This is a genomic window from Streptomyces sp. NBC_01214 (assembly GCF_026340975.1).
Lineage (GTDB): Bacteria > Actinomycetota > Actinomycetes > Streptomycetales > Streptomycetaceae > Streptomyces.
This window is the reverse complement of the sequence record NZ_JAPEOS010000002.1, coordinates 1410554-1423086: the sequence shown is the minus strand read 5'-3', so window position 1 is coordinate 1423086 and position 12533 is coordinate 1410554. Positions and strand designations below refer to the sequence as shown.

The following is a 12533-nucleotide window of genomic DNA, read 5'->3' as shown; positions in this document are numbered from 1 at the left end:
CCTGCACGGGTCGCCTGTCCCTCGTACGCACCCTCGGTGTCCATGAACCCCTGCCCCCTGCCCGTGCTATGCGCTGCGGCGCTCAATCTAGTGCCCGACGGAGGCCTGGGACCTGCACCCCGCAATGATCCACAAGATGTGCGGCGCATCCTTCCTATGGCCGTCGCGGACAAGGACACGCGGTGATCACTACCGAACGGAGCATGCAGGACCCCCGCTCCCGGGCCTAGCCTGCGGACAAAGAGACAAGTGCGTCCGAAAACACCCCCCAGGAGCCCCCTATGACCGCTGTTCCGCAGGAGCGCAAGATCGTCACCGCGATCCCCGGCCCCAAGTCGCAGGAGCTGCAGGCCCGCCGCCTCCAGACCGTGGCCGGTGGCGTGGGCTCCGTGCTGCCCGTCTTCACGGCCCGCGCGGGCGGCGGCATCATCGAGGACGTCGACGGCAACCGCCTGATCGACTTCGGCTCCGGCATCGCCGTGACCTCGGTCGGCGCCTCCGCCGAGGCCGTCGTGCGCCGCGCCTCCGCGCAGCTCGCCGACTTCACCCACACCTGTTTCATGGTCACCCCGTACGAGGGCTACGTCGAGGTCTGCGAAGCCCTCGCCGAGCTGACCCCGGGCACCCACGCCAAGAAGTCGGCCCTGTTCAACTCCGGTGCCGAGGCCGTCGAGAACGCCGTCAAGATCGCCCGTTCGTACACCAAGCGCCAGGCCGTCGTCGTCTTCGACCACGGCTACCACGGCCGTACGAACCTCACCATGGCGCTGACCGCGAAGAACATGCCGTACAAGCAGGGCTTCGGTCCGTTCGCCCCCGAGGTCTACCGCGTCCCGGTCGCCTACGGCTACCGCTGGCCCACCGGTGCCGAGAACTGCGGCCCCGAGGCCGCCGCCCAGGCGATCGACCAGATCACCAAGCAGATCGGCGCCGAGAACGTCGCCGCGATCATCATCGAGCCGGTCCTCGGCGAGGGCGGCTTCATCGAGCCGGCCAAGGGCTTCCTGCCCGCGATCGTGAAGTTCGCCAACGACAACGGCATCGTCTTCGTCGCCGACGAGATCCAGTCCGGCTTCTGCCGCACCGGCCAGTGGTTCGCGTGCGAGGACGAGGGCATCGTCCCGGACCTGATCACCACCGCCAAGGGCATCGCGGGCGGTCTGCCGCTCGCCGCCGTGACCGGCCGCGCCGAGATCATGGACGCCGCGCACGCGGGCGGCCTGGGCGGCACCTACGGCGGTAACCCGGTGGCCTGCGCCGGTGCGCTCGGCTCCATCGAGACCATGAAGGAGCTCGACCTCAACGCCGCGGCGAAGAAGATCGAGTCCGTCATGAAGGCCCGCCTGACGGCCATGCAGGAGAAGTACGACATCATCGGCGACATCCGCGGCCGCGGCGCCATGATCGCGATCGAGCTGGTCAAGGACCCGGTGTCCAAGACCCCGTTCCCGGAGGCGGCCGGCGCGCTCGCCAAGGCCTGCCACGCCGAGGGCCTGCTCGTCCTCACCTGCGGCACCTACGGCAACGTGCTCCGCTTCCTCCCGCCGATCGTCATCGGCGAGGACCTGCTGAACGAGGGCCTGGACCTCATCGAGGCCGCGTTCGCGGCCATCGGCACGGCCATCTGATCGAACGGCTAGAACGTTCGCACGCAGCGACCGGCCCCTACCGGCGGTAACGGGCGGACGCTGTGAAGAAGCTGTGGGGGGCCGATGGCGGGAGCGCGATCCTGCTGTCGGTCCCCCTTTCACTGCCGTACGGTTTCTGCAGATGAGTGAGACACCCCGCTCCAGGGAAACCGGGGGCGACACCAGTACTGGGCTTCCCCAGCACCGTACTGGGCATGCGTTCGCGCACACTCCTCACCGATCGGACAGCCGTTCGCCCCAAACCCCCCGGGGCGCCCGGCAACCCGATCTGGGCGGCCGTCCCGGAACCATCCCCCCTGTTCCGGGACGGCCGGCCACTCCTCTCCTGATCGCCGCGCTCTGCGGCCTCCTCTTCTTCCTGGTCACCTGGCAGGTGCTGGTCTCCGGCCCGCTGCTGGCCCCGGACCACGCGCTGAGCCGCGCCCTGGTGCGCTCGGTCCCGGACTCCGTCACCGAGCGCCTCTCCGACCTCGGCAACGTCCCGGTCGCGGTGCCCGTCCTCGTCCTGGCCATGGCCTACGCCGCCTGGCGCGGGCGGGCGCTGGCCGCCGGGGCCGCGGGCCTGGCGATGGCCCTGGTGCCGGCCCTGGTCATCCCGTTCAAGGCGTGGACCGCCCGGCCGGGACCCCTGGAACCCTGGGCCGCCGGCTACTTCCCCTCGGGCCACACGGCCACCGCGGCCGTCGCCTACCTCGGCGCGGCCCTGCTCGTGCGCCCGTACACCCGCCGGGCATGGCCGACGGCCGCCGCCCTGGTCCTCACGGGGGCGACGGCCGTCGGGCTGGTCCTGCGGGGGTGGCACTGGCCGCTGGACGTCCTGGCCAGCCTGCTGATGTGCACTCCCCTGCTGCTCGGTGTGGCCCGGGCCGTCCGGATGGGCCGGCCGGGCCCGCCGGCTCAGCCGCCGAAGTAAGCGTCGAAGTTCCGGCTGAACTCCCAGCCTCCGAAGCGGTCCCAGTTGATCGACCAGGCCATCAGGCCGCGCAGCCCCGGCCAGGTGCCGTGGGTCTGGTACGTCCCGCAGTCGGTCCTCTTCGTCAGGCAGTTCAGCGCCTTGTTCACCTCCGCGGGCGAGGTGTGCCCGTTGCCCGCATTGGTCGTGGCCGGGAGGCCGATGGCGACCTGGTCCGGGCGCAGGGCCGGGAAGACCCGGGCCGCGTTCCCGGCGACCGGGAAGCCGGTGAGCAGCATGTCGGTCATGGCGATGTGGAAGTCGGCGCCGCCCATGGAGTGGTACTGGTCGTCGAGGCCCATGATCGAGCCCGAGTTGTAGTCCTGGACGTGGAGCAGGGTGAGGTCGTCGCGCAGGGCGTGGATGACCGGGAGGTACGCGCCGGCGCGCGGGTCCTGTCCGCCCCAGGGGCCGGAGCCGTAGTACTGGTAGCCCAGCTGGACGAAGAAGGTCTCCGGGGCCATGGTCAGGACGAAGTCCGGGCCGTACGTGGCCTTCAGGGTCTTCACGGCCGAGATCAGGTTGACGACGACCGCGGTGGTGGGCGCCCGGAAGTCGGTGTCCCCGGTGGCCAGGGACAGGGAGCGGCCCTCGAAGTCGATGTCCAGGCCGTCGAGGCCGTACTCGTCGATGATCTTGCTGACGGAGGAGACGAAGGCGTCCCGTGCGGCCGTGGTCGCGAGCTGGACCTGGCCGTTCTGGCCGCCGATCGAGATCAGCACCTTCTTGCCGGCGGCCTGCTTGGCCTTGATGGCCGCCTTGAACTCCGCCGGGGATTCGACGTTCGGGCATTCCGCGACCGGGCAGAGCCGGAAGCGGATGTCGCCCGAGGTCACCGAGGTCGGTTCGCCGAAGGCGAGGTTGATGACGTCCCAGGAGGCGGGCACGTCGGCCATCCGGACGTATCCGGAGCCGTTGGCGAAGCTCGCGTGCAGGTAGCCGACGAGTGCGTGGGCGGGGAGGCCGCCCCCGCCGCCCCCGCCGCCCCCGCCACCGCCGGGCGTGGTCGCGGAGGCGGGCGCGCTCTGCGGGGACTCGCCCGCTGCGTTCACCGCGCTGACCCGGAAGGTGTACGTGGTGGCCGCGGCGAGGCCGGTCACGGCCGCCGAGGCGGAGGTGACGCCGAGGGGCGCCGCGCCGTCCCGGTGGACGGTGTACGAGGTGGCGCCCGGCACCGCCGACCAGGACAGTGCGACCGCGTTCGAGGAGGTGGCGGAGGCGGTCAGGCCGGTGGGGGCGGCCGGGGGCCGGGGCTGCCCGGGACCGCCGGGGTCCGGGCCGACCAGGGTGAGGTCGTCGGTGACGTGGGCGGGCTGGCCGTACCAGCCGTGGGTGTAGACGGTCACCGAGGTCGTGGACGGGCCGGTGCGCAAGGTGGCGGTCAGCTGCTTCCAGGCCCCCGGGGACTGCGTCCAGGTCGACACGTCGGTGGTGCCGGTGCCGGTCGCGCCGAGGTAGACGTACGCGCCCTGCACCCACGCGCCGAGCGTGTACGTCGAGTCGGGCTCGACGGTGACGGTCTGGGAGCAGCGGGCGTTGTCCTGGCCGGCCGGGGCGGCCTTCAGGACGGAACTTCCCCCGTGGACGGGTGTGGTGACGACGGCTCCGCTGCCGCCCGAGCAGCTCCAGCCGTCGAGGCCGGCCTCGAAGCCTCCGTTGCGCACGAGGTCGGCGTCGGCCGCCGCGGCCGGCGGGCCCGCGGCGAGGAAACCGGCCACCGCGAGGGCGGCGGCCGCGAGGAGGGGTAGGGCTCTGCGCACAACTGCCTCCGGTGCATGGGGGGATGGAGGGGGTCAGCGGCGCCCAAGATGGTCCAGACCAATACTCTTGCCAAGACGTCCGGCCTCCTCCGTCAGCACGCGCGCGGCCGCCTCGTGCATCGCCAGCTCCAGCACGGCCGGATCGGTGAGCGTCCCCTCGCCGTCCGGGAGCACCAGCCAGCGCAGCCCGACGGTCGCCCGCCCGGGGTACGGGACCACGATCCAACTCCCGTGCCCGGCACCCCGTACGCCCGTGCCGAGCCACCGCGACGCCGTGCCGGCCGGTACGAAGAAGCCCAGCCGCGGCATCGACGTGCGGCTCCACCGCGTGGCACCGGAATCGGCGAGCACCGGGCCGGGCCGGTCGAGCAGCAGGCCGAGCACGTCAAGGGTGGGCCGCCCCAGCTCCCCGGGCAGGACCAGTACGTCCCAACTGCGGCCGGCGGGCAGCAGGGCGACCCCGAGGGGGTTGCGCTCCCACTCCCACCGGCAGGCGTCCGGATCCGGCGCCACCGATACCAGCCCTTCCACCGCCGTCTTGGCCCCCGGGATCGTCATCGCCCGGCCTCCGTTCCCTGTAGGTGAGGGGTTCTCACCTGGAGAGAGCGGGGCCGGGCGCGGGTATGACGCGGGTTCCGTTACTCCTTGGTAGTGAATCGGGTCACACCGTGACGGCCGGCCGGGCGCCGGGGCGCGGCGTCAGGACGGCCTAGCTGTCGAAGCCGAGGCCGAAGCGGTCCAGCGTCTTGAGCCACAGGTTCCGGTGTCCGCCGCGGGCGTCCGCGCGGGCCAGCGACCACTTGGTGAGCGCGATCCCGGTCCAGGCGAAGGGTTCGGGCGGGAACGGCATCGGCTTGGACTTCACCATCTCCAGCTGGGTGCGCTCGGTGGTGAGCCCGTCCAGCAGGTCCAGCATCACGTCCGCCCCGAAGCGGGTGGCTCCCACGCCGAGGCCGGTGTAGCCGGCCGCGTAGGCCACCTTGCCCGAGTGCGCGGTGCCGAAGAAGGCGGAGAAGCGCGAGCAGGTGTCGATCGCGCCGCCCCAGGCGTGGCTGAACTTCAGCCCCTCCAGCTGCGGGAAGGCGGTGAAGAAGTGCTCCGCGAGCTTGAGGTAGGTCTCGGGGCGGTGGTCGTACTCGGAGTCGAGCTTCCCCCGGTAGGGGTAGATCGCGTCGTAGCCGCCCCACAGGATCCGGTGGTCGCGGGTGATCCGGAAGTAGTGGAACTGGTTGGCGCTGTCGCCGAGCCCCTGCCGCCCCTTCCAGCCGATCGCGGCCAGCTGGGCCTCGTCGAGCGGCTCGCTCATCAGCGCGTAGTCGTAGACCGGAACGGTGAACGGGCGGACCCGGCGGACCAGCGAGGGGAAGATGTTGGTGCCGAGGGCGACCCGGCGCGCGAGGATCGTGCCGTAGGGGGTCGTCACGGTCATCCCGGAACCGGCCGCGGCCAGCTTGAGGCCGCGGGTGTTCTCGTAGATCCGCACCCCGAGCTCCAGGCAGGCCCGCTTGAGGCCCCAGGCCAGCTTCGCCGGGTTGAGCATGGCGACGCCGTCGCGGTCCCACAGGCCCGCGAGGAAGGTCGGCGAGTCGACCTCGGCGCGCACCGCCTCGCCGTCCAGCCATTCGGAGCCGTCGGCGAGGCCCAGGCGCAGCGCCTCCTCGTGCAGTTCGCGCAGCTCCTCGACCTGGTGCGGTTCGGTGGCGACGTCGATCTCGCCGGTCCGCTCGAAGTCGCAGTCGATGCCGTAGCGGGCGACGGCCTCCTCGATGGCGTCGAGGTTGCGGGCGCCCAGCTCCTCCAGCTTGGCCAGCTCGCCGGGCCAGCGGGCGAGCCCGTTGCTGAGGCCGTGGGTGAGGGAGGCGGCGCAGAACCCGCCGTTGCGGCCGGAGGCGGCCCAGCCCGCCTCCTTGCTCTCGATCAGTACGACGTCCCGTTCGGGGTCGCGCTCCTTGGCGATCAGGGCGGTCCACAGCCCGCTGTAACCGCCGCCGATGACCAGCAGGTCGCAGCGCTCGTCGGAGGTGAGCGCCGGCTCGGCGGCGGGCTTGCCGGGGTCGTCCAGCCAGTACGAGACCGGCTTCGCTTCGGAAAGTGATGCAGCAACACTACGCATGGCGACTGGGGCCATGGCTTCCAACTCCCTACGGAACTGATGACGTGCTTTCCCGAATTACTTCGGTTGTGCCTTCTTGCGGCGGTTGCCGACCATCTGGCCGGCGAGGACCACCAGCACCGCGATGACGAACATCGCCGTGCCGATGACGTTGATCTGCACGGGCGTACCGCGCTGGGCCGATCCCCACACGAACATGGGGAAGGTGACCGTGTTGCCCGAGTTGAAGTTGGTGATGATGAAGTCGTCGAACGAGAGCGCGAAGGAGAGCAGCGCGCCCGCCGCGATACCGGGTGCCGCGATCGGCAGGGTGACCCGTACGAAGGTCTGCACCGGGCCGGCGTAGAGGTCGCGGGCGGCCTCCTCCAGCCGCGGGTCCATGGACAGGACGCGTGCCTTGACGGCGGCGACGACGAAACTGAGGCAGAACATGATGTGCGCTATCAGGATCGTCCAGAAGCCCAGCTGGATGCCCATGTTGAGGAAGAGCGCGAGCAGCGAGGCCGCCATCACGATCTCGGGCATGGCCATGGGCAGGAAGATCAGCGAGTTGACCGCCCCGCGCGCCCGGAAGCGGTAGCGCACGAGCGCGAAGGCGATCGCGGTGCCCAGCGCGGTCGCCACCAGGGTGGACCAGAGGGCGATCTGGAGCGAGAGGGACAGGGAGCCGCACATGTCGGCGACCCCGCAGGGGTCCTTCCACGCGTCGAGGGAGAACTCCTGCCAGGCGTAGTTGAACCGCCCGGTGGGGTTGTTGAAGGAGAAGACGGTGACGACGACGTTCGGCAGGATCATGTACGCGAGCGTGCCGAGGCCCGCGATGACGACCAGGTTGCGCCGGAGCCAGGTGAGGGGATTGCGCATCAGACCAGGTCCTCCGTCCCCGCTCGGCGGATGTAGATGGTGACCATGATCAGCACGATGGCCATGAGAATGAAGGACAGCGCGGCCGCCGTCGGGTAGTCGAGGATCCGCAGGTACTGCGACTGGATGACGTTGCCGATCATCCGGGTGTCCGTGGACCCGAGCAGCTCGGCGTTCACGTAGTCGCCGCTCGCCGGGATGAAGGTGAGCAGGGTCCCGGAGACCACGCCCGGCATCGAGAGCGGGAAGGTCACCTTCCGGAAGACCGTGGCGGGGCGGGCGTACAGGTCCCCGGCCGCCTCGTGGAGGCGGGTGTCGATGCGCTCCAGCGAGGAGTACAGCGGCAGGATCATGAAGGGGAGGAAGTTGTACGTCAGACCGCAGACCACCGCGAGCGGCGTGGCCAGCACCCGGTCCCCCTCGGTCATGCCGAGCCAGCTGGTGACGTCGAGGAAGCCGATGTTGTTGAGGACGGCCACCACCGGTCCGCCGTCGGCCAGGATCGTCTTCCAGGCCAGCGTGCGGATCAGGAAGCTGGTGAAGAACGGGGCGATCACCAGGACGAGGAGGAGGTTGCGCCAGCGGCCGGCCTTGAAGGCGATCAGGTAGGCCAGCGGGTACCCGAGCAGCAGGCACAGCGCGGTCGCGGTGCCCGCGTAGAGCAGGGAGCGTAGGAACTGCGGGTAGTACTCGGTGAAGGCGTCCCAGTAGGTCCCGAAGTGCCAGGTGACCTGGAAGCCCTCTTCGAGGGAGCCGGTCTGCACCGAGGTGGAGGCCTGGTAGACCATCGGCAGTACGAAGAACACCAGCAGCCACAGGATGCCGGGGAGCAGCAGCCAGTACGGGACCAGCCGCTTGCGCACGGAGGGCTTGTGCACCGGCGGTTCGGTGGAGGCGGGCGCCTGGGGCGGCGCCGCGGTGGTCGTCATGCGTTCTCCTCCACCGTCTCGATGCCCGCGTCGATGTCCTGGTCGGCATCGAGGCCGAAGGTGTGCTCCGGGTTCCAGTGCAGGACCACCTCGGCGCCCGGGACCAGCCGGCTGTCGCGCTCGATGTTCTGGACGTAGACCTCGAGCTCGGGGCAGACGGGGCTGTCGATGACGAACTGCGTGGAGACTCCGATGAAGGAGGAGGCGGCTATGCGGCCGGTGATCTTGTTCCGGCCCGTCGCGATGGCGTCCTCCTCCTCGGCCGGGACCAGGGACACCTTCTCCGGGCGCACACCGACCAGCAGCTTTCCGCCGGCGCGGGGCGTGGTCGAACATCGGGCGGCGGGCAGCCGGAGGGTGGTGCCGGAGGCGGAGACGACGACCTCGGAGCCTGCGGATTCCACCGAGGCCTCGATGAGGTTCGAGGTGCCGAGGAAGTTGGCCACGAAGGTGGTGCCCGGGTTCTCGTACAGCTCGGCGGGGGCGCCCAGCTGCTCGACCCGGCCGCCGTTCATCACGGCGACCGTGTCGGCCATGGTCATGGCCTCCTCCTGGTCGTGCGTGACGTGCACGAAGGTGATGCCGACCTCGGTCTGGATCCGCTTGAGCTCCAGCTGCATCTGGCGGCGCAGCTTGAGGTCGAGGGCGCCGAGCGGCTCGTCGAGGAGCAGCACCTGCGGGTGGTTGATCAGGGCGCGGGCTACGGCGACGCGCTGCTGCTGGCCGCCGGAGAGCTGGTGCGGCTTGCGCTGGGCGAACTGGCCGAGCTGGACCAGCTCCAGCATGTCGTCGACCTGCTTCTTGACCGACTTGATGCCGCGGCGGCGCAGCCCGAAGGCGACGTTCTCGAAGATGCTCAGGTGCGGGAAGAGCGCGTAGCTCTGGAAGACCGTGTTGACCGGGCGCTTGTACGGCTGCAGGTCGGTGACCTCCCGGTCGCCGAGGTGCACCGTACCGGTGGAGGGCTCCTCCAGGCCGGCGATCATGCGCAGCGTGGTGGTCTTCCCGCAGCCCGAGGCGCCGAGGAGGGCGAAGAAGGAGCCCTGGGGGATGGTCAGGTCCAGCGGGTGCACGGCGGTGAAGGTGCCGTAGTGCTTGCTGATCCCGGAGAGGCGGACATCGCCGCCCGCGGTCTTGTCAGTCATGGATGATCCCGGGGTTGGGTGGGCAAGGGGTCGAAGGCTCGGCGGAACGGGCCGGTCCGCGCCGCCGCCGGAGGGTCCTGCGGCAGTGCCGCGGTCCGGCGGGCGGCGCCGCGGTCCGGCGGGATCGGCTCGCCGCGGGCGTGCGTCAGGCGCCGATGAGCTTGGCGAACTTCTCCTCGTACGCCGTCTCTTCCTCGCTGGTGAGGGAGCGGAAGGCGTGGGCCTTGGCGGCCATCGCCTTGTCCGGGACGATCAGGGGGTTGTCCGCGAGCGCGGGGTCGATCTTGGCCAGCTCGTCCTTGACGCCCTCGACCGGGCAGACGTAGCTGATGTACGCGGCCAGCTGGGCGGCGATCTCGGGCTCGTAGTAGAAGTCGATGAGCTTCTCCGCGTTGGCCTTGTGCCGGGCCTTGGCGGGGACCAGCAGGTTGTCGCTGGAGGTGATGTATCCGGGGGCCGGGATGGCGTACTTGATGTCCGGGTTTCCGGCCTGGAGCTGGATGACGTCGCCGGCCCAGGCGAGGCAGGCGGCGAGGTCGCCCTTGTCGAGGTCGGAGGTGTAGTCGTTGCCGGTGAAGCGGCGTATCTGGTTCTTGTCCACGCCCTTCTGGAGCCGGCCGATGGCCTCGTCGAAGTCGGCGGTGGTGAAGGTCGCCGGGTCCTTGCCCTGGTCGAGCAGGGTCATGCCGACGCTGTCGCGCATCTCGGTGAGGAAGCCGACGCGGCCCTTGAGGGAGGGGTCGTCGAGCAGCTGGGTGACGGAGTCGACCTTCTTGCCGCCGGTCGCCTTCTCGTTGTAGGCGATGACGGTGTCGATGCCGGTCCAGGGGTAGCTGTAGGACCGTCCCGGGTCCCAGTCGGGGGTGCGGAACTGCGGGATCAGGTTGGCGTAGGCGTGCGGGAGGTGCGCCGGGTCCAGCTTCTGCGCCCAGCCGAGGCGGATGATGCGGGCGGCGAGCCAGTCGGTGACGACGATCAGGTCGCGGCCGGTGTCCTGGCCGGCCGCGAGCTGGGGGCGGATCTTGCCGAAGAACTCGACGTTGTCGTTGATGTCCTCGGTGTACTTGACCTTGATGCCGGTCCGCTTGGTGAACTCCTCCAGCGTGGGACGGCTCTTCTCGTCCTCGCTGGTGTCCATGTACTCGGTCCAGTTGGAGAAGTTGATCTCCTTCTCCTGGGCCGAGTGGTCGTCGGAGGCCACTGCCGCGTCGCCCTCGCGTTTGGCGGGCGGGATCCCGCACGCGGTGAGGGCGGACAGCCCTCCGAGGGTGAGCGCTCCGACTCCGGAGGCGCGCAGCAGCGAGCGGCGGGTGAGGGCCCCGCGCCCGGTGGTGAGGCTGCGCCGCATCGCGGCGAGTTGCGCCGCCGAGAGGCGGTCGGGCTCGAACTGCTCCATGCGCTGTGCCCTTTCGGGAGGTGTACCGCTGGTCAGGCGGTGGGCCCACGCGGCGTCGGCCGCGGATGGTTACGGACGGTCCCCGAAGATCGTGCGGTGCCAGTCCTTCTCGGCTACCGCCGTGTTGTCGTACATGACGTGCTTGACCTGCGTGTACTCCTCGAAGGAGTAGGTCGACATGTCCTTTCCGAAGCCGCTGGCCTTGTAGCCCCCGTGGGGCATCTCGCTGATGATCGGAATGTGGTCGTTGACCCAGACGCAGCCCGCCTTGATCTCGCGGGTGGCCCGGTTCGCGCGGTAGAGGTCACGGCTCCAGGCGGAGGCCGCGAGTCCGTACGGGGTGTCGTTGGCCAGCGCGATGCCCTCGTCGTCGGTGTCGAAGGGCAGGACGACCAGGACCGGACCGAAGATCTCGGACTGGACGACCTCGCTGTCCTGGGCGGCGCCGGCGATGAGGGTGGGCCGGTAGTACGCGCCCTCGGCGAGGTCCCCGGCCGGGATCTCGCCGCCGGTGACGACGGTGGCGTAGGCGCGGGCGCGCTCGACGAAGGCGGCGACCCGGTCGCGCTGGGCGTGCGAGACCAGCGGGCCCAGGTCGGTGGTGGGCGCGAAGGGGTCGCCGAGGCGGACGCTCTCCATCAGCTCGGCCACCCGGGCGACGAAGGCGTCGTGCAGGGGGCGCTGGACGTAGGCACGGGTGGCGGCCGTGCAGTCCTGGCCGGTGTTGATGAGGGAGGCGGCGACGGCGCCGTGCGCGGCGGCCTCCAGGTCGGCGTCGTCGAAGACGAGGAAGGGGGCCTTGCCGCCGAGCTCCAGGTGGAGCCGCTTGACGGTGGCGGTGGCGATCTCGGCGACCCGCTTGCCGACGGCGGTGGAGCCGGTGAAGGAGGTCATCACCACGTCGGGGTGGCCCACCAGGTGCTCTCCGGCCTCGCGGCCGGCGCCGGTGACGATGTTGATCACGCCGTCGGGCAGGCCCGCGTCCTTGGCCGCCTGCGCGAACATCAGGGAGGTCAGCGGGGTGAGCTCGGCGGGCTTGAGGACGATGGTGTTGCCCGCGGCGATCGCCGGAAGGATCTTCCAGGCGGCCATCTGGAGCGGATAGTTCCAGGGCGCGATCGAGCCGACGACCCCGATGGCCTCACGGCGTACGTACGAGGTGTGGTCGCCCGAGTACTCGGCGGCCGCCTGTCCCTGGAGGTGGCGGGCGGCGCCCGCGAAGAAGGCGGTGTTGTCGATGGTCCCCGGTACGTCGAACTCCGTGGACAGCTTGATCGGCTTGCCGCACTGGAGGGACTCGGCGTACGCGAAGTCCTCCGCCTGCTCGGCCAGTACGGCCGCCAGCCGGTGCAGGGCGTCCGAACGCTCGCCGGGAGTGGCGCCGGACCAGCCCGGGAAGGCCCTCTTGGCGGCGGCGACGGCCTCGTCGACGTCCGCGGTGCTCGCGAGCTCGTAGGTCAGGACCTCGTCGCCGGTCGCCGGATCGACCACGGTGTGTGACTGTCCGGAGGTGCCGGACCTCAGTCGCCCGTCGATGTACTGCGCGCCGTCCGCGAAGCGGTCTTTGACCTGGAAGCGGTTGCCCATAACGCTCTCACGCTCTCCGTAGCTACAGTTCGAGCTACAGCTCGAATTGAGTGCCGATCCTGACAGAGGTGATGCCCTCGGCCAAGTGATTCCGTTGTTGCCTTTTGATTACGCGACGGAATCGGTCGACCATGTGTC

10 protein-coding genes are annotated in these 12533 nt (G+C 70.4%); 2 read left to right on the top strand and 8 right to left on the bottom strand.

Annotated elements, in window-relative coordinates; all coding sequences use genetic code 11:
- The first annotated feature begins 281 nt into the window (after positions 1-281).
- Together gabT and OG594_RS31465 are read left to right on the top strand one after the other, a co-directional pair.
- Entirely contained in the window at positions 282-1628 is a 1347-nt protein-coding gene (gabT, locus tag OG594_RS31470) for a 4-aminobutyrate--2-oxoglutarate transaminase (protein WP_030012869.1), read from the top strand.
- A 394-nt stretch (positions 1629-2022) separates the two neighbouring features.
- Positions 2023-2562 carry a phosphatase PAP2 family protein gene (locus tag OG594_RS31465; RefSeq protein WP_266605497.1) on the top strand — a complete coding sequence of 180 codons (540 nt, stop codon included), beginning with the start codon at positions 2023-2025 and terminating at the stop codon, positions 2560-2562.
- On the opposite strand, the gene OG594_RS31460 is transcribed toward OG594_RS31465, so the two are convergent.
- The 8 genes from OG594_RS31460 to OG594_RS31425 form a co-directional block, all read right to left on the bottom strand.
- Positions 2547-4361 (bottom strand): chitinase, encoded by a 1815-nt coding sequence (locus tag OG594_RS31460; RefSeq protein WP_266605495.1) that lies wholly within the window; start codon positions 4359-4361, stop codon positions 2547-2549. The genes OG594_RS31465 and OG594_RS31460 overlap by 16 nt on opposite strands.
- A gap of 33 nt (positions 4362-4394) precedes the next feature.
- A complete protein-coding gene (locus tag OG594_RS31455) occupies positions 4395-4913 on the bottom strand; it encodes a hypothetical protein (RefSeq protein WP_266606651.1) in 519 nt (172 codons plus the stop codon).
- Positions 4914-5070: 157 nt separating this feature from the next.
- On the bottom strand, positions 5071-6489 hold the full coding sequence (locus OG594_RS31450; RefSeq protein WP_266605493.1) for an FAD-binding oxidoreductase: 1419 nt from the start codon (positions 6487-6489) through the stop codon (positions 5071-5073).
- 42 nt (positions 6490-6531) lie between these two features.
- Positions 6532-7338: an ABC transporter permease gene (locus tag OG594_RS31445; protein WP_030718627.1), complete on the bottom strand. Its 807-nt coding sequence runs from the start codon at positions 7336-7338 to the stop codon at positions 6532-6534.
- The gene (locus OG594_RS31440) at positions 7338-8267 is read right to left on the bottom strand and encodes an ABC transporter permease (RefSeq protein WP_030008611.1); all 930 of its coding nucleotides are present in this window, start codon (positions 8265-8267) and stop codon (positions 7338-7340) included. The genes OG594_RS31445 and OG594_RS31440 overlap by 1 nt, the downstream gene beginning before the upstream one ends.
- Positions 8264-9412, bottom strand: a complete 1149-nt coding sequence (locus OG594_RS31435; RefSeq protein WP_266605487.1) for an ABC transporter ATP-binding protein — start codon at positions 9410-9412, stop codon at positions 8264-8266. Before OG594_RS31435 ends, OG594_RS31440 begins: the two co-directional genes overlap by 4 nt.
- A gap of 145 nt (positions 9413-9557) precedes the next feature.
- The gene (locus OG594_RS31430) at positions 9558-10808 is read right to left on the bottom strand and encodes a spermidine/putrescine ABC transporter substrate-binding protein (RefSeq protein WP_266605483.1); all 1251 of its coding nucleotides are present in this window, start codon (positions 10806-10808) and stop codon (positions 9558-9560) included.
- 69 nt (positions 10809-10877) lie between these two features.
- Positions 10878-12395, bottom strand: coding sequence for a gamma-aminobutyraldehyde dehydrogenase (locus OG594_RS31425; RefSeq protein WP_266605481.1), 1518 nt, complete (start codon positions 12393-12395; stop codon positions 10878-10880).
- Between the last annotated feature and the right edge of the window lie 138 nt (positions 12396-12533).